Below are 23,411 nucleotides of genomic sequence, written 5' to 3'. Positions count from 1 at the left end.
GAGGCCCTCGTGGAGGATGTCGACAAGCTCCGCTCCTACCTGCGGCGTGCCGTAGGCGACGCTCAGGCACTGCGCGAGCGGGTGCGCGAGCTGGAGGAGTCCGCTCGCGAACCCGTCGCCGTCGTGGGCGTGGCCTGCCGCTTCCCCGGCGGGGCGACGTCCCCCGAAGGGCTCTGGGACCTCGTGTCCGGTGGAGTGGACGCGATCAGCGACTTCCCGCGCGACCGGGGATGGGACCTGGAGGCCCTGTACGACCCGGACCCCGAGACACCCGGCACGACGTACACGCGCTCGGGCGGATTCCTGCACGACCTCGCGGAGTTCGACGCGCCGTTCTTCGGCATCAGCCCCCGCGAGGCGCTGGCCATGGACCCGCAGCAGCGGCTGATGCTGGAGACGTCGTGGGAGGCGCTGGAGCGGGCGGGCGTCGACCCCGAGTCGCTGCGCGGCTCGCAGACCGGCGTGTTCACCGGGATCTACGCCGTCGACTACGGCCCCCGCACGGGCGGCGAGGCCGGCGCCGAGGTGGAGGGGTTCGCGGCCACCGGAACCTACACGAGCGTCGCCTCGGGCCGGGTGGCGTACACCCTGGGGCTCGAAGGACCGGCCGTGTCCATCGACACCGCGTGCTCCTCCTCGCTCGTCGCCGTGCACCAGGCCGTACGGTCCCTGCGCTCCGGAGAGTGCACCCTGGCGCTGGCCGGCGGGGCGTCGACCCTGTCGACCCCGGGACTCCTGGTGGAGCTGGGCCGGCAGCGCGGCCTGGCGGCCGACGGCCGGTGCAGGGCCTTCGCCGACGCGGCGGACGGCACCGGCTTCGCGGAGGGCGCGGGCGTCCTGGTCCTGGAGCGCCTGTCGGACGCGCGGCGCAACGGGCGCCGGATCTGGGCCGTGATCCGCGGCTCGGCCATCAACCAGGACGGCGCCTCCAACGGCCTGTCCGCCCCCAACGAACTGGCGCAGCGGCGCGTCATCCGGTCCGCCCTGGCCGACGCGGGCCTGCGGCCCGGCGAGGTCGACGCCGTGGAGGCCCACGGCACCGGCACGAAGCTCGGCGACCCGATGGAGGCGCAGGCGCTGCTGGCCACGTACGGGCAGGAGCGGGAGACCGGCGAACCGCTGTGGCTGGGCTCGCTGAAGTCGAACATCGGCCACATGCAGGCCGCCGCCGGAGTCGGCGCCCTGATCAAGATGATCATGGCGCTGAGGCACGGGACGCTGCCCGCGACCCTCCACGTCGACCGGCCCTCGACGCACGTCGACTGGTCGGCGGGCGCCGTGGAACTGCTCACCGAGGCCAGACCGTGGACGGCATCGGGACGCCCCCGGCGGGCCGGCGTGTCCGCCTTCGGCATCAGCGGCACCAACGCCCACGTGATCGTCGAGCAGGCACCCGAGGACGCGGAGCCGGCCACCGGCACGCAGGAGGCTCCGGCGGGTGTCGTCCCCTGGGTGCTGTCCGCGCGCTCGGAGCAGGCGCTGCGCGAACAGGCCGCGCGCCTGCGGGAGTTCGTGGCCGCCGACGCCGGGCTCACGCCCGCCGGGGTCGGGCGCTCGCTGGTGACGACCCGTTCGCTGTTCGAGCACCGTCACGTCGTCCTCGGGGCCGGCCGTGACGAGCTGCTCGCCGGCCTGGCGGCCGTCGCCGCCGGCGAGGAGGAGGGCCCGGCCGGCACCGCGGGACCCGTCGGCAGAACCGTCTTCGTCTTCCCCGGCCAGGGAGCGCAGTGGGCCGGCATGGGCCAGGAACTGTGCGCCGCCTCCCCGGTGTTCGCCCGCCGGATGCGGGAGTGCGCCGACGCGCTGGCACCCCACGTGGACTGGTCCCTCTTCGACGTCCTCGGCGACGCCCAGGCCCTGGAACGGGTGGACGTCGTCCAGCCCGCCCTGTGGGCCGTGATGGTGTCGCTGGCCGAGGTGTGGCGCGCCCACGGAGTGCGCCCCGACGCGGTCGTGGGCCATTCGCAGGGCGAGATCGCCGCCGCCTGTGTCGCGGGCGCGCTGTCGGTGGAGGACGCCGCCAAGGTGGTCGCCCTGCGGGCGAAGGCCATCCTGGCCCTGTCGGGGCGCGGCGGCATGGTGTCGGTCGCGCTGCCCGTGGAGGACGTGCGTCCCCGCCTGACGGACGGACTGTCGATCGCGACCGTCAACGGCCCCGCGGCCGTGGTCGTCTCGGGCGACGTGGCCGAACTGGACGCGCTGCTCGCCGCGTGCGAGGCCGACGGCGTCCGGGCCCGCAGGGTGCCGGTGGACTACGCCTCGCACTCCGCCCACGTCGAGATCCTGCGCGACGAACTGGCCCGCGTCCTCGACGGCATCCGGCCGCGCACCTCCGACGTGCCGTTCTTCTCGACGGTGACCGCGGACTGGCTGGACACGAAGGCCCTGGACGCCGAGTACTGGTACACCAACCTGCGCAGCACCGTCCGCTTCGAGGAGGCGACCCGCGCCCTGGCCGAACAGGGCTACCGCTGCTTCGTCGAGGCCTCCGCCCACCCCGTGCTCACCCTCGGCGTCGAACAGACCCTGGACAGCGCGGGCGTCGAGGCCGCCGTCGTCGGCACGCTGCGCCGCGGCGAAGGCGGCCCGGAGCGGCTGTACCGGTCGCTGGGCGAGGCGTTCGTGGCGGGCGCCGAGGTGGACTGGACGGCGACGTACCCGGACCACGACGGCACCTGGAGCGAGCTGCCCACCTACGCGTTCCAGCGGCAGCGCTACTGGATGAACGCACCGCACGAGACGACCGGGGTGGGCGGCACCTGCGACCACCCCCTGCTCGACACCGTGATCGAACTGCCCGGCGACGCGGAGAACGGCGGCGTGGCGGGCACCGGACGCCTGTCCCTGGAGCGGCAGCCGTGGCTCGCCGAACACACGGTCCACGGCGCCGTCCTGGTACCGGCCACCGTCCTGTTCGAGCTCGCGGCATGGGCGGCCGACCGGGCGGGCCGCGACGCCGTCGCGGAACTCACCCTGGAGACCCCGCTCGTGCTGGCGCGGACGACCGAGCGCGAGATCCGCGTGGTGGTCGACGGCGGGGGCGCGCTCACCCTGCACTCCCGGGCCCAGGGGGAGACGGAGTGGACGCGGCACGCGGCCGGCACCGCCGGCACCGGCGCCGGGCCCGCACCGGACGACGAGGCCCTGCCCGTCTGGCCCCCCGCGGGTGCGGTCGCCGTCCCGCACGAGGACGAGTGCACCCGCCTGTCCGGCCTCGGGATCGTGCTCGGTCCCCGCTTCCGCGGCCTGGAGAAGGTCTGGCGGCAGGGCGACGCCCTGTACGCCGAGGTGCGCCTGCCCGCGGGCGACGGCGCGGGCGGCCGCTACCGGATCCACCCCGCACTGCTGCACGCCGCACTCCTTCCGTTCGGCCTGGACGGCGGCGACGGCGCCTCCCGGCCCGAGGGCCTGCTGCCGCACTCCTGCACCGGCCTGCGCCTGCCCGCCGGCGAGCCGGCCGCCCTGCGCGTCCGCCTCGCCCCGGACGGCGAGAACGGCCTCGCCCTGACCCTCTGGGACCAGGACGGCGTTTCCGCCGGAAGCGTCGCCGGACTGACCCTGAAGCCCGCCGACGCCGGACAACTGGCCGAACTGGGCTTCGACCACCAGGACTCGCTGTTCCACGTCGAATGGACCCCGCTCTCCGGCGCCCCCGCACGCAGCGGCGGCCGGTACGCCCTGGTGGGCGGCCCCGAGGTGCCCCCGGAGCTCCGCGCGCCGGACGTCCCGGTCTTCACCGGCCTCGACGGGCTCGCCACGTCCGACGACGGAACACCCCCCGTGGTGATCGCCGCCGTGGGCACGGCCGGCACCGACGGCGACACACCCGCCGCCGTCGAACGCACCCTGCACCAGGTGCTGGAGTGGACACAGGCCTGGCTGCGCGACGAACGCTTCTCCGCCTCCCGGCTGGTCCTCGTGACCCGCGACGCGTTCCGCGACGACGAGGTGCGCGACGCCGATCCCGCCGCGGCCGCGGTGTGGGGCTTCGTGCGCTCGGCCCAGACGGAGAACCCGGGCCGCTTCACCCTCGTCGACACCGACGGCCGGCCCGCGTCGCAGGACGCGATCCCGGCGGCGGTCGCCACCGGGGAAGCCCAGCTCAAGATCCGGTCCGGCCGGATCACCGTCCCCCAACTGGCCCGCCCCGCACCGGCGACCGCCCCGCAGGACGCCCCCGCCCTCGGGACCGGAACGGTCCTGATCACCGGCGGCACCGGCGGCCTGGGCGCCCTGCTGGCCCGTCACCTCGTCGAGCACCACGGCGTACGCCACCTGCTGCTGACGAGCCGGCGCGGCCCCGCGGCCCCGACCGCCGCGGCCCTGCACACGGAGCTCACCGAGGCCGGGGCCCAGGTCGAGATCGCCGCCTGCGACGTCACCAGCCGCGCATCGGTCGCCGCCCTCCTGGAGGCGGTGCCCGACGGGCACCCGCTGACGGCGGTGATCCACTGCGCCGGTGTCCTGGACGACGGCGTGGTCGAGACCCTCGTCGAGGACCGGGTCGACTGGGTGCTCGCGCCGAAGGTGCGCGGCGCCTGGCACCTGCACGAACTGACCGCGCACCTGGACCTGTCGGCCTTCGTGCTGTTCTCCTCGGTCGCCAGCGTCCTCGGCACCGCCGGGCAGGCCAACTACGCGGCGGCGAACGGATTCCTCAACGGGCTCGCCGAGGTCCGCCGCGCGGCGGGACAGGCGGCGACCTCCCTGTGCTGGGGCTTCTGGGCGGAGCGCAGCGACATGGTCGCCGACCTCGTCGACGCGGACCTCGTCCGCCTCGGACGCCAGGGCGTGCTCCCGATGGCGACGCAGGCCGGACTCGCGCTCTTCGACGCGGCGATCGCCCGCGAGGAGCCGGTCCTGGTCCCCGCACGCCTCCAGCTCACAGCGCGGGGCGGCCCGGACACCGGACGGATGACCTCGCCGCTCCTGCGCGCGCTGCTCGGTCCGAGCGCCGCACCGGCCGGCCCGGCGGACACCGCGGCCACGGGCCCCGACTTCGCGGAGCACCTGCGGTCGCTGTCGCCCGCCGAGGCCGAGGCGGCGCTGCTCGATCTCGTACGCGAGCAGACGGCCCTCGTCCTCGGGCACAGCGACACCTCCCGGATCGGCCCCGCCGCGACGTTCAAGAAACTGGGCATCGACTCGCTCACGGCGCTCGAACTGCGCAACAAGCTGTCGGCCGTGACGGGGACGAAACTGCCCGCCACCCTCGTGTTCGACCATCCGAACCCGAGCGCCCTCGCCCAGTCGCTGGCCGGGAGCCTCGCCCCCCGGACCACGGCGGACGAGGTGTCCGTCGCGGATCACCTGCGTACGGAGATCGAGGGACTGGGCGCCCGCATCGAGGAGGCGTACCTCGGCCTCGCGGCGGACGAGCGGACCGGCGTCACCGCCCTCCTCGGCGAACTGCAGTCACGCGTCCGCTCGCTGGCCGGCGCGGGCGCCCCGGCCGACGACGGCACGGACGCGATCAGCGCCGACCGGATCAGCGCGGCCTCAGCGGGAGAACTGCTCTCGCTCCTGGACAAAGAGCTCGGCTAGGGGAGAGCGATGACGAACGACAGCAACGCCGATGTGCTCGACTACCTCAAGCGGACCTCGATCGAGCTCATGGACACCCGCAAGCGTCTGAAGGAGCTGACCGACGCCGCGGCGGAGCCCGTCGCCATCGTGGGCGTCGCCTGCCGCTTCCCGGGCGGGGTCACCTCCCCGGAGGGACTGTGGGACCTCGTGGCCTCGGGCGCGGACGTCGTCTCGGGATTCCCCGAGGACCGCCACTGGGACCTGGAGAGCCTGTACGACCCGGACAAGACCCGCCCCGACAGCTGCTCCACGCGCTCGGGCGGATTCCTGTACGACGCGGGCGACTTCGACGCCGACTTCTTCGGCATCAGCCCCCGGGAGGCCCTCGCCGCCGACCCGCAGCAGCGGCTCCTCCTGGAGGCGTCCTGGGAGTCCCTGGAGCGCGCCGGCATCGACCCCGACACCCTGCGTGGCAGCGACACCGGCGTCTTCGCCGGACTCGCCTACTTCGGCTACGGAGACCACCACTCCACCCCCGAGGCCGTCGCGGGCTACGCCCAGACCGGCTCGCTGCTGAGCGTCGCCTCCGGCCGGGTCGCCTACACCCTGGGACTCGAAGGGCCGACGGTCTCGACCGACACCGCCTGCTCCTCGTCCCTGGTGACGGTGCATCAGGCCGTGCGGTCGCTGCGCCAGGGCGAGTGCGGCCTCGCGCTGGCCGGCGGGATCACCGTCATGGCGACCCCGCAGGTGTTCCGTGAGTTCTCGCGCCAGCGCGGCCTGGCCGCCGACGGCCGGTGCAAGGCGTTCGCCGACGCGGCGGACGGCACCGGCTTCTCCGAGGGCGTCGGCATGCTCGTCCTGGAGCGGCTGTCGGACGCCCGGCGCAACGGGCGCCGGATCTGGGCCGTGATCCGCGGCTCGGCCATCAATCAGGACGGCGCCTCCAACGGCCTGACCGCCCCCAACGGCCCCGCGCAGCAGCGCGTGATCCGGGCGGCCCTGGCCGACGCGCGGCTGCGCGCGGGCGAGGTCGACGCCGTGGAGGCCCACGGCACCGGCACCACGCTCGGCGACCCCATCGAGGCACAGGCCCTGCTGGCCACCTACGGACAGGAGCGGGAGACCGGCGAACCGCTGTGGCTCGGCTCGCTCAAGTCCAACATCGGCCACACCCAGGCGGCCGGCGGCGTCGGCGGCATCATCAAGATGGTCATGGCGCTGCGCCACGGCACACTGCCCGCGACCCTCCACGTGGACCAGCCCTCGACGCACGTCGACTGGTCGGCGGGCGCCGTGGAACTGCTCACCGAGGCCAGGCCGTGGACCGCGCCGGGACGCCCCCGGCGGGCCGGCGTGTCCAGCTTCGGGGCCAGCGGCACCAACGCCCACGTCATCATCGAGGAGGCGCCCGCCGGGGAGGCGGCGACGGACCCCGCCGAGGAACCGGACAGCACCACGGCGCTGGTGCCCTGGGTCCTGTCGGCCAAGTCCGAGACCGCGCTGCGCGCCCAGGCACAGCGACTGCGGGAGTTCGCCGCGGCCGGCACCGGCCCCGACATCGCGGACGTGGGCGCGGCCCTCGTCCGCGACCGGTCGCGGTTCGACCACCGTGCGGTGGTCCTCGGCCAGGACCGGGAGGAACTCCTGACCGCGCTGGGCGTGCTCGGCGACGGAGGGGAGTCCGCGGCCGTGCTGCGCGGCACGGCCAAGGAGCGGGGCACGACCGTGTTCCTGTTCCCCGGCCAGGGCTCACCGTGGGCCGGCGCGACCGCCCTGCTGTACGCCACGTTCCCCGTCTTCGCACGGAGCATCGACGAGACCTGCGCCGCCTTCGACACCCACCTCCCCTTCGCCCTCAAGCCCCTGCTCCTCGCCGAGGAGCCCGAGGGCCGCGAACGCACCGACTACACGCAGGCGGCCCTGTTCGCCCTCCAGGTCGCCCTGTACCGGCTCGTCACGCGCTACTGCCCCGAACCCGGCCACCTGATCGGTCACTCGGTCGGCGAGATCGCCGCCGCCCACGTCTCCGGCCTCTTCGACCTGGACACCGCGACCAGGCTCGTCGCCGCCCGCGGACTGACCATGCAGAAGGTCACCGAACCCGGCGCCATGCTCGCCGTCCGCGCCTCGGAGGCCCGGCTGGGCACCCTGCTCGCCGCGCACGACCGCGTCGGCATCGCCGCCGTCAACGGCCCGGAGTCGGTCGTGGTCTCGGGCCTGCGCGACCAGGTCCACGCGATCCGCGACCGGCTCGTCGCCGACGGCGTCTCGGCGAAACTGCTCCCGGTCGACCACGCCTTCCACTCCCCGCTGATGGACCCGGTCCTCGACGCGTTCGCCGCGGCGATCGACGGGATCACCACCGGCGAGATGACGATCCCGATCTTCTCCACCCGGCTGGGCCGCAAGGCCACACCGGAGGAACTGAGCGCCGTCTCGTACTGGGTGGACCACGTCCGCGCACCGGTCCGCTTCCACGACGCGGTCGAGTCCGCCCGCGCGGCCGGCGCCGGCGTCTTCCTCGAAATGGGCCCCGGCGCGACGCTCACCGGCATCACCAAGGAGGTGTTCGCCGCCGAGGGAGTCGGCGACACCGTCGTCCTGTCGGCGTCACGGCGCGACCGCGGCGGCCCCCAGGCCCTCATCGGCGCGCTGGCCGGCCTGCACGCCGAAGGCCTGCCCGTGGACCTCGGCGCCCTCTTCGGCACCCGCCCGCACGTGGACCTGCCGACGTACGCGTTCCAGCACCGGCGCTACTGGATGGACTTCCGGCCCGCGGACGGGACCGCCGACGTCGCCTCCGCCGGCCTCACCGACCCCGGGCACCCGCTGCTCGGAGCCGTCGTCGAACACCCCGGCACCGACGAGGTGATGTTCACCGACCTGTGGTCGCTGCGCACCCACGCCTGGCTGGCCGACCACGCCGTGTTCGGCGCGGTCGTCGTCCCGGCGACGGCCTATCTGGACCTGGCCCTGTCGGTCGGCGACCACGTCGGCTGCGGCACGGTCGAGGAACTCTCCCTGGAAGTGCCGCTGATCCTGCCCGACGAGGGGGACGTGCAGATCCGGGTCGTCGTGGGCGAGCCGGACGAGACGGGACGCCGCTCCCTCGACATCCATTCCCGCCCCGCCGACGCCGGCACCGGCCCGGCCGCGGGCGGCTGGACCCGGCACGCCATGGGCACCCTGACCCCGGACCCCACCGGTCCGACCGGCGGCGAGGACACCGACGCGCTCGCCGTCTGGCCGCCGGCCGCGGCGCAGCGCGTCGACACCGACGGCCTGTACGCCTCCCTGGAGGACGGCGGTTTCGACTACGGACCCGGATTCCGCGGACTGCGCGAGGTGTGGCGCCGGGGCGAGGACCTCTTCGCGCTCGCCACGCTCCCCGAGACCGCCGACGGCATCGCGGCCGACGGCTTCGGGCTGCATCCCGCGCTCCTGGACACCCTGCTGCACGCGGCGGTCGCCGGCGGCGTCATCCAGGTGACCGGCGAACAAGGATGGATGCCGTTCTCGTGGGCGGGCGCGCGCCTGTCCGGGGGATGCGGCCCCACCGCCCGCGTCCGGCTCACCCGCACCGGCGAAGGCGTGGTCTCCCTCACCGTCGCCGACGCACACGGCCGCGTACACGCCACCGTGGACGCCCTCACCTTCCGGCCCGCGAGCGCCGCACAGGTCCTCGCCGCCCGCGGCGGCCAGGACCGGCCGCTGTACGAGGTGCGGTGGCGGCCCGCGCGCCCGGGCACGTCCGTGGCCGCGACCGGACCGTGGGCCGTCCTCGGGAACGCGCACGGCGGTCTCGCCGCCCGCCTGGCCGGCCCGCACGCCGAGATCCACGCCTGCCTGGACGACGCCCTCGCCGCGCCGCGGCAGCCCCGGCAGATCGTGCTGTGCCTCGACGACCACCTCGACGCCGACGCCGATCCGCTCACCGCGACCGGCGACGCCGGAAAGTTCCTCCTCGCGCAGCTCCAGCACTTCCTCTCCGAGGAGGCACTCGCCGCGTCCACGCTGGTGGTGCTGACCCGGCTCGCCGCCGACACCGGCACCGGCGAGGGGACCGAGAGCCTGCCCGGCGCCTCCGCGTGGGGCCTGGTCCGCTCCGCCCAGACCGAACACCCCGGCCGGTTCCGGCTCGTGGACCTCGACGACGCGGCCGACTCGTGGGCGCGCGTACGGGACGCGCTCGCCCAGGACGAGGAGCAACTGGCCGTGCGCGACGGCGAGTTCCTCGTCCCCCGGCTCGCGCCCGCCGCCCCCGCGGATCAGCGCCTCGCACCGATGCCCGACGGCCCCCACCGCCTCGGCATCCCGAGCAAGGGCACGCTGGAGAACCTCACCTGGGTGCCGTCCCCCGAGGCCGACGCCCCCCTGACCGGCGGCCAGGTGCGCATCGCCGTCCAGGCCGCGGGCCTCAACTTCCGCGACGTCACCCTCGCGCTCGGCCTGATCGACCGGACCGCCATCGACGCCGGACTCGGCAGCGAAGGCTCCGGCGTCGTCCTCGAAGTCGCCGACGACGTGCGCGACGTCGCACCGGGCGACCGCGTGACCGGCATCTTCCCCGGCGCCTTCGCCCGCGTGGCCGTCGCCGACCACCGCCTGCTCACCCGCGTACCCGACGACTGGAGCCACGCCGAGGCGGCGTCCATGCCGAGCACGTTCCTCACCGCCTACTACGCGCTGTTCCACGTGATGCGGCTCAAGAAGGGCCAGCGGATCCTCATCCACGCGGCGGCCGGCGGCGTCGGCATGGCCGCCGTCCAGCTCGCCCGCCACGTCGGCGCCGAGATCTACGCCACCGCGAGCCCCGCCAAGTGGCCCGTGCTGCGCGCACTCGGCGTGGACGACGCGCATCTCGCCTCGTCACGCGACCTCGACTTCGCCAAGACCTTCCTGGACGCCACGGACGGCCGCGGCGTGGACGTCGTCCTCAACTCCCTCGCCCACCGCTTCGTCGACGCCTCGCTGACCCTGCTCCCGCGCGGCGGCGACTTCATCGAGATGGGCAAGACCGACATCCGCGACGCGGCGCAGGTGGCGGCCGACCACCCCGGCGTCGACTACCGGGCCTTCGACCTGTACGCGGCGGGACCGGACGCCATCCAGGCGATGTTCCGCGACGTCATGGACCTGTTCGCCGACGGACGGGTGCGGCTGACGCCGGTCTCCGTACGCGACATCCACGACGCCCGCGCCACGTTCCGCGAGATGAGCCAGGGCCGCCACGTCGGCAAGCTGGTCCTCGACGTCGGCGGCGGCTTCGGCGGCGGCACCGTACTGGTCACCGGCGGCACCGGCGGCGTGGGTTCGCTGATCGCCCGGCACCTCGTCACCGAGCACGGCGTCCGCAGCCTGACGCTGGCCGGCCGCCGCGGACCGGCGGCCGAGGGCGCCGCGGAACTCGTCGCGGAACTGGAAGCCGCGGGCGCCGCCGTCCGCGTCGTCGCCTGCGACGTCGCGGACCGGGACGCGGTCGCCCGCCTCCTCGCCGACATGCCCCCCGGGCAGCCGCTGACGGCGGTCGTGCACGCGGCGGGCACGCTCGCCGACGGCACCGTCGAGTCGCTGACCCCCGACCACGTGGACCATGTGCTGCGGGCCAAGGCCGGCGGCGCCGTCCACCTGCACGAGCTCACCCGCGACCGCCCCCTGTCCGCGTTCATCGCGTTCTCCGCCCTCGCGGGCACCCTCGGCACCGCCGGACAGGCCAACTACGCCGCGGCGAACGCCTTCCTGGACGCCCTGGCGACCCGGCGCAGGGCGGCAGGACTGCCCGGCACCTCGCTGTGCTGGGGCTGGTGGGAACAGAGCAGCGGCATGACCGAGGACCTCGACCGGGCCGACCTGTCCCGGCTGCGCCGGATGGGCATCGCCGCGATGCCCACCGCCGAGGCCCTGGACCTGTTCGACGCGGCGTGCGCGAGCGGCAAGCCGGTCCTCGTACCGGCCCGCATCGACGTCGCCGCGCTGCGCGGCCTGGCCGAGGAGGAACGCCCGCCGCTGCTGCGCGCGCTCGCCGACGCCGGCCGCCCGCGCCGCGCCGGGACCGGCCCGGACCGGGAGAGCGGCGGCGCCCGCGACATCGCCGCCCGGATCGCCGCCCTGCCGGCCGACGAGGCGCAGGAGGCCGTCCTGGACTGGGTCCGCGATCAGGTGGCCGTCGTGCTCGGGCACACCTCCGGCGCCGCCGTCGACGCCGAACAGGCCTTCAAGGAGCTGGGATTCGACTCGCTGACCTCGGTCGAACTGTGCAACCGCATGGCCGCCGCCACCGGGCTGCGCCTGCCCACCACCCTCGTCTTCAGCTACCCGACCCCCCGGGAACTCGCCGAACACCTCACCGGGCTGTTGCGCCCGACGGCGGAACCCGCCACGGACCAGGGCGGAGACGGGGACGGGGACGGGGCCGACGACGAGCGGATCCGCGCCGTGCTGCGCACCCTGTCGCCGCAGACCCTGCGCGAGGCGGGCCTGCTCGACCTGGTCCTCGCGTGCGCCGCACCGGACGGCCCGGACACGGACGGCGCGGCGCACACCACGAACGACGACGACACGGACGAACTGTCGGACCTGGACCTGGACGCACTGGTCGGTCTGGCCCTGGACGAGAAGGGGTGAAGGACATGACCGATGCCACCGAACGCACGGCGGACGGCCAGGACCGGGTCCAGCGGGCGCTGCGCACCCTGCTGGAGGAGCGCGACCGGCTCCGGCGCGAGAACGACGAACTGAAGGCGGGCCACGGCGAACCGATCGCCGTCGTCGCCATGGCCTGCCGCTACCCCGGCGGCGTGGAGACCCCCGAGGACCTGTGGCAGCTGGTCCGCGACGGCCGCGACGCCATCGGCGACTTCCCCACCGACCGGGGCTGGCGGGAGGACATCCACGACCCCGACCCCGACGCCGTCGGGAAGTCGTCCACGAACCAGGGCGGCTTCCTCACCGACGCCGCCGGATTCGACGCCGAGTTCTTCGGCATCAGCCCCCGCGAGGCCCTCGCGATCGACCCCCACCACCGGCTGCTCCTGGAGACCGCGTGGGAGGCCTTCGAACGGGCCGGGATCGTCCCCGCCGACGTACGCGGCTCGGAGACCGGCGTGTTCTGCGGGGTCAGCTCGACCGAGTACGGGTGGCGCTTCCTGGAGACCGGGCAGAGCGAACTGGAAGGCCATCTGCTGTACGGCAGTTCGCTCAGCGTCGCCTCCGGCCGCGTCTCCTACCAGATGGGACTCACCGGCCCCGCCGTGTCGGTGGACACCGCCTGCTCCTCGTCGCTCGTCGCCCTGCACATGGCCGCGCAGTCGCTGCGCTCGGGCGAGTCGTCGCTCGCGCTGGCGGGCGGCGCCTCGATCATGCCGACGCCCTCGTTCTTCGTGGAGTTCTCCCGGCAGCGGGCCCTGTCGGCCGACGGCCGGTGCAAGGCGTTCTCCGACTCCGCCGACGGCACCGGCTGGGCCGAGGGCGTGGGCGTCCTGCTCCTGGAGCGGCTCTCCGACGCCCGCCGCAACGGCCACCCGGTCCTCGCCGTCCTGCGCGGCTCCGCCGTCAACCAGGACGGAGCCAGCAACGGACTGACCGCCCCCAACGGGCGCGCCCAGGAGAAGGTGATCCGCAAAGCGCTGCGCAACGCGGGTGTCGCACCCGCCGACATCGACCTCGTGGAGGCCCACGGCACCGGGACCACGCTCGGCGACCCCATCGAGGCCGGTGCCCTCCTGGCCGCCTACGGGAAGGACCGGCCGGCCGGCCGCCCGCTCTGGCTGGGCTCGCTCAAGTCGAACCTCGGCCACGCCATGGCCGCCGCCGGTGTCGGCGGCGTCATCAAGTCCGTGATGGCCCTGCGCCACGGCTACCTGCCCCGAACCCTCCACGTGAGCGCCCCCTCGACCCACGTCGACTGGTCGTCGGGCGCGGTCGAACTCCTCACCGAGGGCCGCGCATGGGACCGCGCGGACGGTCCGCGCCGCGCGGCCGTCTCGTCGTTCGGCGTCAGCGGCACCAACGCCCACGTGATCCTCGAAGAAGCCCCCGAGCAGAGCGGCGAGAGCGACGGGAGCGCAGAGCCGGCGCCGGGCGTCGTCGGCGGACTCGTGCCCTGGATCCTGTCCGCGAAGAGCGCGAGCGCCCTCCAGCAGCAGGCCGCGAAGCTGCGCGACTTCGTCACGGCCCGCCCGGACGCGGACATCGCCGACCTCGGACGCGCTCTCGCGTACAACCGCACCCGGTTCGAGCACCGCGCGGCCGTCCTCGGCCGCGACCGCGACGAACTGCTCACGCACCTGGCCGAGTTGAGCGACGGCACGGAATCCGCCGCCGTGACGCGCGGCACCGCCGGCAAGCTCGGCGGCGTCGCCTTCGTCTTCCCCGGACAGGGCTCGCAGTGGGTCGGCATGGGCCGGCAGCTCTACGAAGCCTTCCCGGTCTTCGCCCGCAGCCTCGACGCCTGCGCGGACGCGCTGTCCGAATGGGTCGACTGGTCGCTCCTCGACGTGGTGCACGGCAAGGAAGACGCACCCGGGCTCGACCGCGTCGACGTCGTCCAGCCGGCCCTGTTCTCGATCATGGTGTCCCTGGCCGCCCTGTGGCGCTCCTGGGGCGTCGAACCCGACGCCGTGATCGGCCACAGCCAGGGCGAGATCGCCGCCGCCCACGTGTGCGGCGCCCTGTCCCTGCGCGACGCCACCCGGGTCGTGGCCCTGCGCAGCAAGGCCCTGGTGGACCTGAACGGGCACGGCGCGATGGCCTCCGTCGCCGAGTCCGCGGACACCGTCGAACAGCGGCTGGCCCCCTGGGGCGACCAGGTGAGCATCGCCGTCGTCAACGGACCGCACTCCGTCGTGGTGTCCGGGGAACCGGACGCGCTCGACGAGTTCGTCGAGAAGATGCAGACCGAAGGCGTCCAGGCCCGCCGGATCGCCGTCGACTACGCCTCCCACTCCCACCACGTCACCCGCGTCCGCGACCAGGTGATCGACGCCCTCAAGGACGTGACCCCGCGATCGTCGGAGCTGCCGTTCTGCTCCACGCTGTACGGCGAGACCGTGGACACCGCCCGCCTCGACGCCGACTACTGGTACACCAACCTGCGCGAGAAGGTCCTGTTCGCCTCGTCCGTCCGGAGCCTGGCCGACGACGGGTTCCGGGTGTTCGTCGAGATGAGCCCGCACCCCGTCCTGACCGCGCCCGTGCAGGAGACCGTCGAGGACGTCGACGGCGCGCTCGTCCTGTCGTCGGTACGGCGCGGCGGCGACGAGGTCGAGTCCGTCGTCCGCTCGCTGGCCCAGCTCCACGTCCACGGCGGAACCGTGGACTGGGACGCCCTGTTCGGCGCCCGCCGGCCCGCCGCCCTGCCGACGTACGCCTTCCAGCGGCGCCGCTACTGGCTGAACTCCACGCACTCCGCCGCCGCGGCCGAACTGCCCGCGCAGCCGGAGCCCGCGGCCGACGAGCAGCTCGCGCCGCTGTCCGAGCGGGTCGCCGCCCTTCCCGGCGACGAGGCGACCGCGCTGGTCCTCGCCCACGTCCGCGAGAAGGTCGCCGCGGTCCTCGGCCACCCGTCGAGCGACTCCGTCGACCCCGACAAGGAGTTCAAGGAGATCGGCTTCGACTCGCTGCTCTCCGTCGAACTGAGCAAGCGCCTCACCGCGTCGACCGGCCTGAAGCTGCGCGCGAACCTCGTGCTGCGCCAGCCGACACCGCGCCGGATCGCCGCACACATCACGGCGTCGCTCGCCAAGCCCTGACACGCGGTCGCGGGGGCGGCGGCTTGTCCCGCCGCCCCCGCCGCATGTCCCGCCGGCGGGACACCGCAAGGGCCCGACCGAGGCCTGTCCCGCCGGTTCCCAAGTGCCTTGAAACGTCTGTTCCACGTGCCTGAAGGTGGGGGTGATCTGCGAATTCCTCCGATTCCCGGGCCTGTTTGCTGAGGGGTTGATCTCTGTGCGTTCGTTCGCTGCGTCGCCTGCGCATCAAGGACTGTGGCTGGCGGAGAAGGTGTCTCCGGACACGCTGAACCATGCGCTGACCATGTGGGACGTGGACGGTGAACTGGACCCGGCGGTCATGGAGTCCACGTTCCTGCACGTGATGGACGAGGCGGAGGTCCTGCGCGTCACCTTCACCGACGGCGGCGGCGGGCTGCGCCTGACCCCCCGGGAACTCCAGGACTGGCGGCCCTTCCACTGGGACCTCAGCGCCGAGGCCGACCCCGAGCAGGCGGCCCGCGACGCACTGGCCGACCTGCTGCGCAAGCCCTTCGATCTGGAACGGGACCTGCTGTTCCGGCAGGGCGTGGTCAAGCTCGGCCCGGCCCGCTTCCTCGTCGTGATCGCCTACCACCACCTGATCTCCGACGGATTCGGCACCGGAGGCCTCCTGTCGCGGCGCCTGGCCGAGGTGTACACGGCGCTGGCACGGGGCGAGCAGATCCCGGAACTGCCCCACCCCTGGGACGTCGAGTCGTTCACGGCCCAGGCCGCCGAGTACCGCGCGTCGCCGGCGTTCACCGAGGACACCGCGTTCTGGAGCGGCTATCTCGCCGACGCGCCCGCGCCCGCGCAGATCCCGCGCGTCGAGCTGCCCGAGGCGCTGCGCGCCACGCTCGACGAGCCGCTGAGCACGGCCGACCGCTGGGGAGAGCTGACCGAGCCGATCGGCATGGTCAGCCGGACCCTGACCGTCACCCGCGCCGAGGCCGACACGTGGAACGAGGCCGCCCAGAACATGGGCATCTGGCTCTCCACGTTCCTCAACACCGCCGCGGCCGCCTACTTCCGCCACCGCTGCGACCGCCCGGAGTTCCTCTTCTCCCTGGCCGTCGGCAACCGGGTGGGCGTGGCGAGCAGGACGCCCGGCCTGGCCGTCAACGTGGTCCCGGTCCGCACGAAGGTGCCGCTCGGCACGGACCTCACCGAGCTGGCCGACGCGCTGGTCGACGAGACGTACGAGATCTTCGACCACGCCGCCTGCCACTACTCGGACATCCAGCGCGCCAGCGACACCGTCCTGAGCGACCGGGGCAGCTTCGGCACCGTCATGAACATCGTCGAGTTCGTCGACCACCTCCACTTCGGCGACCACCCCGCCCGCTACCTCGGCGGCACCACCGGCGCCTTCAACGAGCTGTCCATCTGCGTCTACAACGACGGCACCGACGACAGCGACCTCTACCTGCGTCTCGACGCACCCTCGGGCCTGTACTCGCGCGCCGAACTCCGCTTCATCGGCGGCGAACTGCTCGAGCACATCCGGGCCGTGGCCGCCGACGCCGACCGGCCGGTCGGCGCGCTCGACGTGGTCGCCGGCGCCGACCGCGACCGGGTCCTCGCACCCGACGCCACGGCCGCCCCGGTGCCCGGCCTGAGCGTCGACCGCCTGTTCAGCCTCCAGGCCGAGCGGACCCCCGACGCCGTCGCCCTCGTCCACGGCGACACCGAACTGTCCTACCGCGACCTCGACGAGCGGTCGACCCGCCTGGCCGGGGCCCTGCGCCGGCACGGCATCGGCCCCGAGACCACGCTCGCCGTGGCGCTGCCCCGCTCGGCCGACCTCGCCGTCGCCCTGCTCGCCGTGACGAAGACCGGCGGCGCCTGGCTGACTCTCGACCCGGCCGCCTCCGCCGAGGAGTTCACGCCGCTGGTCGCCGACGCCGCCGCGCGCGCCGTCCTCACCGAGGCCGCCACCGCCGACACCCTCGCCGCCGGGCTCGGCCTGCCCGCCCTCACCTGGGACGACCTGAACCAGGACGCCGAGGACGCCGCGGCCGCCCCCGAGACACCGCTGCCGGTCCACCCGGACCAGGTGCTGGCCGTCCTGCCCGGCTCCGCCCCCGACGGGACACTCGCCGCCGTCGCGGTCACCCACCGGAACATGGAGCGGTCCGCCCTGGACCGCCGCCGGCGCGCGACCGGCCCGCACACCGTGCTGTGGCACGGCCCGCACACCTCCGACGCGCTCGCCCTCGAACTGTGGACGCCGCTCCTGAACGGCGGGCGCGTCGTCGTGGCGCCGCCCGGCGACCTCGACCTCGACGGCCTGACCGAGGCGCGCGCCGCCCACGGCGTCTCCGCGCTGTGGCTGCCCGCCTCCCGGTTCGCCGCCGTCGCGGCCGACCGCCCCGAGCGACTGGCCGACCTGCGCGAGGTGTGGACCGGCGGCGAACCCGTCCCGGCCGCCGCCGTACGACGCCTGCGGGCGGCCTGCCCCGACCTGACCGTCGTCAACGGCCACGGCCCCGCCGAGGCCCCCGTGTTCGCCGCGGCGAACGACGACCCGGCCGAGGCGGGCGCGGCCGGCGGACCGCCGGACAACACCGCCCTCTACGTCCTCGGCCCCGGCCTCGCCCCGGTCCCCGTCGGCGTCACCGGCGAGCTGTACGTCGCCGGGCCCGGCGTCACGCGCGGCTGGGCCGGCCGCCCGGCTCGGACCGCCGCCCACTACGTGCCCTGCCCGTTCGGGCCCGCCGGCGCCCGCATGTACCGCACCGGGGACCTGGTCCGGTGGGGTGCCGACGGCCGCCTCCAGTACGTGGGCCGGACCGACGCCCGGGTCGACGTGCGGGGCCTGCGCGTGGAACTGCCCGAGATCGAGGAGGCGCTGTCCGCGTACGACGGGCTGGTGCAGGCCGCCGTCACGGTCGGCCACGACGCCTCCGGGCAGCAGCACCTGGTGGCCTGGCTGGTGCCGGCCGAAGGGCGGACCGTCTCCGGCGAGGAACTGCGCCGGTTCGCCGGGACGCGGCTGCCCGAGCACATGGTGCCCTCGCTGTTCACCGTGCTGGAGCGGCTGCCCGTCACGGCGGCCGGCCGGACGGACCGGGGCGCGCTGCCGGCGCCGCAGTTCGACGACCGCAAGTACCGGGCCCCGCGCAACGACACCGAGAAGTTCCTCGCCACGGCCTTCGCGGACGTCCTCGAACTGGACCGGGTCGGCATCGACGAGGACTTCTTCGACCTCGGCGGCAACTCGCTGCGCGCGATCCGCCTTGTCGGCCTGATCCGGGCCGAGCTGAAGCAGGAGGTCTCCATCCGCAAGCTGTTCGCGGCCCGCACCATCATGGGCCTGTCCGACATGCTGAAGGACGCCGGCCGTTCCAGCAGGCCCACTCTGCGCCGGAGGACCCGCGAGGGCGCCGTCCTCTGAGCCCGCCCGCACGCCTGTCACGCCGAAGGGACCCCCTGGTGGTCGCAGGGGGTCCCTTCGGCGTGACAGGCGGCGTCGTGCCGCCGGGGGCGGGTCAGGAGACGGCGGCGCCGGCGAGCAGCCCCTCGGTGACGGCGGCCGCGACCTCGGCGACCCGGTCCGCGAGGTAGAAGTGGCCGCCGGGGAAGGCCTGCAGGGTGAAGCCGCCGGTGGTGTGGTCCCGCCAGGTCGCGGCCTCCTCGACCGTCACCATCGGGTCGCTGTCGCCGACCAGGACCGAGATCGGGACGGCGAGCGGCGCGCCGCCGTGCCACCGGTAGGTGCCGAGCGCCCGGTAGTCCGCGCGCAGCGCCGGGAGGACCATCTCCACGACCTCGGGGTTGTCGAGCATGCTCTGGTCGGTGCCGCCCAGCTTGCGCACCTCCGCCAGGACCGCGTCGTCGTCATAGCGGTCGAAGGCGTGGCGCACGGGGACGTCGGGCGCACCGCGTCCGGACAGGAACAGGTGGTGCGGGCCCGGCAGTTCACGCCGGAGGATCTCCCGAGCGGTCTCGTAGGCGACGATCGCGCCCATGCTGTGGCCGAACAGCGCGTACGGGCGTCCGGGGTCGGCGGTCAGTACCGGTGCCAGCTGGTCGACGGCGGCGTTCACGAGAGCGAGGACGCTCGTGAAGGGCTCCTCCTGGTAGCGGTCCTGGCGGCCCGGGTACTGCACGGCCACCACGTCGACGTCCGCGGGCAGCGTGCGGGACAGGGGCAGATAGGCGGTGGCGGAGCCTCCGGCGTGCGGGAAGCACACGAGCCGCGGCCCGCCGCCGGGGGCCGTGGGCGCGGTCGCGGGCGTGGTGAAGCGTCGGAACCAGGTGCTGTTCACGGTGATGTGTCCCTTCGTCTGGGGCGGCCGGTGCGGACAGACGAAAGGCCCGCCGGTGCCCTCGGGGGGTTGGGGCGCCGGCGGGCGGTGCTGCGCTCCGCGAGGTCGTGACCGTCCGCAGCGGAGCTCACGCCATCGAGCATCCCGCCGGCTGCTCGACAGCTGCTCGGGAAGCGCTGGAGAGACGGACGAGGGGGAGGGCCTGCTCGGCCTTCAGGACCGTGGCCAGCCTGCGCACCCCCTCCTGGATCCGCTCGGGTGTCGGATAGCAGTACGACAGGCGCATCTGCCGTGCGCCGGACCCGTCCGCGTAGAAGCCGCTGCCCGACGCGTACGCCACGTGTGCGGCCACCGCGCGGGGCAGCATCGCCTTCGTGTCGACCCCTTCCGGGACCGTCACCCACACGTAGAACCCGCCGTCCGGCACCGTCCACGTGCAGCCGGCCGGCAGATACCGTTCCAGCGCGGACAGCATCGCGTCGCGGCGCTCCCGGTAGTTCTCCCGGAACGTGTGGACCTGGCCCTGCCAGTCGTGCGTGGCCAGGTAGCGCGAGACCATCATCTGGTTCAGCGTGGGCGGGCAGAGCGTCGCCGACTCCGTGGCCAGGACCAGCTTCTCGCGGACCGGCCGCGGTGCCAGGACCCAGCCGACCCGCAGCCCCGAGGCGAACGTCTTGGAGAACGAGCCCAGGTAGACCACGTTCTCCGGGTCCAGCGAGCGCAGCGCCGGACGGATCTGACCGTCGAAGCCGAGCAGCCCGTACGGATTGTCCTCGACCACCAGCACGCCGTGCGTGCGGCAGATGTCCAGGATCTCCGCCCGCCGGCCGTTCGTCAGCGTCACCCCGGCCGGGTTGTGGAAGTTCGGGATCGTGTACAGCAGTTTCACCCGCTGTCCGGCCCGGCGGGCCCGGTGCAGCGCGGCCCGCAGCGCCTCGGGCACCAGGCCCTGCGCGTCCATCGGCACCTGCACGACCTGCGCCTGGTACGCGGCGAACGAGCCCAGCGCGCCGACGTACGAGGGGCCTTCGGCGACCACCACGTCGCCGGGGTCGCAGAACAGCCGGGTGACCAGGTCGAGGCCCATCTGGGAGCCGACGGTCACGACGACGTCGTCCGGATGCGCGGTGATGCCTTCCAGCGCCATCACGTCGCAGATCTGTTCCCGCAAGGGGGGCAGCCCGTGGGCGGACGCGTACTGCAGTGCGGTCAGGCCGTCCTCGGCGACGATCTGCGCGACCTGTTCCGCCAGTGTGTCCAGCGGCAGCGCGGTCAGGTTGGGCATGCCGCCGGCCAGCGACACCACTTCCGGTCGGCCCACGACCGAGAACAGCGCCCGGATCTCGGAGGCCGTCATGCCCGCGGTGCGGGCGGCGTAGCGGTCGCGATGCGGGTCGAGCGCGTCGCGGTGGCCTCGCGTCGTCGTGAGGCTGTTCCCGGTCATGACACCTCCCGGATCAGTAGCGGTAGTGGTCGGGCTTGTACGGGCCGTCGACCTCGACGCCGATGTACGACGCCTGCTCCGGGCGCAGCTGGGTGAGCTTGACGCCGAGGGAGTCGAGGTGGAGACGGGCGACCTTCTCGTCGAGGTGCTTGGGCAGCACGTAGACGTCGGTCGGGTACTCCTCGGGCTTGGTGAACAGCTCGATCTGGGCCAGCGTCTGGTCCGCGAACGAGTTGGACATGACGAAGGAGGGGTGGCCGGTGGCGTTGCCGAGGTTCAGGAGGCGGCCCTCGGAGAGGACGATGAGGACCTTGCCGTCGGGGTAGGTCCAGGTGTGGACCTGCGGCTTGACCTCGTCCTTGACGATGCCGGGGGTCTTCGCGAGGCCGGCCATGTCGATCTCGTTGTCGAAGTGGCCGATGTTCCCGATGATGGCCTGGTGCTTCATCTTGGCCATGTCGGCGGCCATGATGATGTCCTTGTTGCCGGTCGTGGTGACGAAGATGTCGGCCTGGTCGACGACCTCGTCGAGGGTGGTGACCTGGTAGCCGTCCATCGCCGCCTGCAGGGCGCAGATCGGGTCGATCTCCGTGATGATGACGCGGGCGCCCTGGCCGCGGAGGGACTCGGCGCAGCCCTTGCCGACGTCGCCGTAACCGCACACGACGGCGGTCTTGCCGCCGATGAGGACGTCGGTGGCGCGGTTGATGCCGTCGATGAGCGAGTGGCGGCAGCCGTACTTGTTGTCGAACTTCGACTTGGTGACGGCGTCGTTCACGTTGATCGCCGGGAACAGCAGCGTGCCGTCACGGTGCATCTCGTAGAGGCGGTGGACACCCGTCGTGGTCTCCTCCGTCACGCCGCGGATCTCCGACGCGAGCCGGGTCCAGTCCAGCGGGCTGTTCTCCAGCAGGCCCCGGACGACGGCGAGTTCGTCGTTGGAGGCCTCGGGCAGCTCGCCGGTCTTGCGGTACTCGACGCCCTTGTGGACGAGGAGGGTGGCGTCGCCGCCGTCGTCCAGGATCATGTTCGGGCCCGCGTGGCCGGGCCAGGTCAGGGCCTGCTCGGTGCACCACCAGTACTCCTCCAGCGTCTCGCCCTTCCAGGCGAAGACCGGGATGCCGGCGGCGGCGATCGCGGCGGCGGCGTGGTCCTGGGTGGAGTAGATGTTGCAGGAGACCCAGCGGACCTCGGCGCCGAGGGCGACCAGGGTCTCGATGAGGACGGCCGTCTGGACCGTCATGTGCAGGGAGCCGGTGATCCGGGCGCCGGCCAGGGGCTGCGCCGCCGCGTACTCCTTGCGGATCGACATCAGGCCGGGCATCTCGTGCTCGGCGAGGGTGATCTCCTTGCGGCCGAACGCCGCGAGCGAGAGGTCCGCGACCTTGAAGTCGGTGAAGTCAGCGCTGGGCTGCGAGGACATGCTGGGCACTCCTTGAGTTCAGTACGTTGCGGTGGATGTCGAGCGTCGCCGTGGAGCGGTTGAGCGTGATGTAGTGCAGGCCCGGGGCGCCCTCGGCGAGCAGCCGCTCGGCCATCGCGGTCGCGTACTCGACACCGATGCGGTGCCCCTGTGCGGCGTCACCGCGGGCGGCTTCCAGGCGGTGGGCGAGGGACTCGGGGAAGGTGGCGCCGCTGAGTTCGGCGAAGCGGGCGATCTGGCGCACGTCGGTGGCGGGCATGATCTCGGGAATGATCGGGGTGTCGCAGCCGGCCGCCGCGACCCGGTCGCGCAGGCGCAGATAGTCCTCGACGCGGAAGAACATCTGGGTGATCGCGTAGTCGGCTCCGGCCCGGCACTTGGCGACGAAGTGGCGGATGTCGCTCTCCCAGTCGGGGGAGCGCGGATGACGCTCGGGGAACGCCGCCACCCCCACGTGGAAGTCGCCCGACTCCTTGACCAGGCGCACCAGTTCATGGGCGTGCGTGAAGCCCTGCGGGTGCGGGATCCAGGGGGCGTTCGGGTCGCCCGGCGGGTCCCCACGCAGTACGAGGACATCGCGGACGCCGGCGTCCGCGTACTGCCCGATGATGTGCCGCAGCTCGGCGACCGAGTGCCCGACGGCGGTCAGGTGCGCGACGGGGCGCAGTGTGGTCTCGGTGACCAGACGCTTCGTGACGTCGATGGTCCGGTCCCGGGACGAGCCGCCCGCGCCGTACGTGACGGACACGAAGTCGGGCGCGAGCGGTTCGATGCGGCGGATCGCGTGCCACAGGGTGCGTTCGCCCGCGGCGCTCTTGGGCGGGAAGAACTCGAAGGAGAACGTCGTCATGAGCGGCCTCCCGCGTTGAAGTAGCTCGCCTCGGGGTGGTGGACGACGAGGGCGTCGGTGGACTGCTCGGGGTGGAGCTGGAACTCCTCGCTGAGGTGGACGCCGATGCGCTCGGGCTCCAGGAGCTCGGCGATCTTGGCCCGGT

Annotated in this window: 9 protein-coding genes; 4 read left to right on the top strand and 5 right to left on the bottom strand. The window is 73.8% G+C overall.

The annotated features are described in order from the left end of the window. Window positions 1-9: 9 nt before the first annotated feature. From ACZ4E1_RS36120 to ACZ4E1_RS36105, 4 genes are all read left to right on the top strand, one after another. Entirely contained in the window at window positions 10-5,544 is a 5,535-nt protein-coding gene (locus tag ACZ4E1_RS36120; protein WP_467547543.1) for an SDR family NAD(P)-dependent oxidoreductase, read from the top strand. A gap of 9 nt (window positions 5,545-5,553) precedes the next feature. Further along, window positions 5,554-12,153, top strand: a complete 6,600-nt coding sequence (locus ACZ4E1_RS36115) for a type I polyketide synthase (protein ID WP_467547541.1) — start codon at window positions 5,554-5,556, stop codon at window positions 12,151-12,153. Window positions 12,154-12,158: 5 nt separating this feature from the next. After that, the gene (locus ACZ4E1_RS36110; protein ID WP_467547539.1) at window positions 12,159-15,278 is read left to right on the top strand and encodes a type I polyketide synthase; all 3,120 of its coding nucleotides are present in this window, start codon (window positions 12,159-12,161) and stop codon (window positions 15,276-15,278) included. 136 nt (window positions 15,279-15,414) lie between these two features. Further along, entirely contained in the window at window positions 15,415-18,675 is a 3,261-nt protein-coding gene (locus ACZ4E1_RS36105; protein WP_467547537.1) for an AMP-binding protein, read from the top strand. A gap of 94 nt (window positions 18,676-18,769) precedes the next feature. Here ACZ4E1_RS36105 and ACZ4E1_RS36100 read toward each other — a convergent pair whose 3' ends face one another. The 5 genes from ACZ4E1_RS36100 to ACZ4E1_RS36080 all read right to left on the bottom strand — a co-directional run. Further along, entirely contained in the window at window positions 18,770-19,549 is a 780-nt protein-coding gene (locus tag ACZ4E1_RS36100; RefSeq protein WP_467547535.1) for a thioesterase II family protein, read from the bottom strand. Window positions 19,550-19,676: 127 nt separating this feature from the next. Further along, window positions 19,677-20,993, bottom strand: coding sequence for an aminotransferase-like domain-containing protein (locus ACZ4E1_RS36095; RefSeq protein WP_467547533.1), 1,317 nt, complete (start codon window positions 20,991-20,993; stop codon window positions 19,677-19,679). A 13-nt stretch (window positions 20,994-21,006) separates the two neighbouring features. Next, window positions 21,007-22,416 (bottom strand): adenosylhomocysteinase, encoded by a 1,410-nt coding sequence (ahcY, locus tag ACZ4E1_RS36090; RefSeq protein ID WP_467547531.1) that lies wholly within the window; start codon window positions 22,414-22,416, stop codon window positions 21,007-21,009. Continuing rightward, the gene (gene metF, locus ACZ4E1_RS36085; protein ID WP_467547529.1) at window positions 22,394-23,266 is read right to left on the bottom strand and encodes a methylenetetrahydrofolate reductase [NAD(P)H]; all 873 of its coding nucleotides are present in this window, start codon (window positions 23,264-23,266) and stop codon (window positions 22,394-22,396) included. The genes ahcY and metF overlap by 23 nt, the downstream gene beginning before the upstream one ends. Then, on the bottom strand, window positions 23,263-23,411 hold a 149-nt coding region (locus ACZ4E1_RS36080), incomplete at its 5' end, for a vitamin B12 dependent-methionine synthase activation domain-containing protein (protein ID WP_467547609.1). The genes ACZ4E1_RS36080 and metF, both read right to left, overlap by 4 nt.

Source organism: Streptomyces sp. NPDC025806, assembly GCF_055558275.1.
Note: the sequence above shows the minus strand (reverse complement) of the source record. Positions and strands in the feature narration are given on the sequence as shown.

Excerpts from the sequence above, each read along its gene's own strand:
- ACZ4E1_RS36095 (WP_467547533.1), bottom strand. The coding sequence starts at position 20,993 with ATGACCGGGAACAGCCTCACGACGACGCGAGGCCACCGCGACGCGCTC.
- ACZ4E1_RS36110 (WP_467547539.1), top strand. The coding sequence starts at position 12,159 with ATGACCGATGCCACCGAACGCACGGCGGACGGCCAGGACCGGGTCCAG.
- ahcY (WP_467547531.1), bottom strand. The coding sequence starts at position 22,416 with ATGTCCTCGCAGCCCAGCGCTGACTTCACCGACTTCAAGGTCGCGGAC.
- metF (WP_467547529.1), bottom strand. The coding sequence starts at position 23,266 with ATGACGACGTTCTCCTTCGAGTTCTTCCCGCCCAAGAGCGCCGCGGGC.
- ACZ4E1_RS36115 (WP_467547541.1), top strand. The coding sequence starts at position 5,554 with ATGACGAACGACAGCAACGCCGATGTGCTCGACTACCTCAAGCGGACC.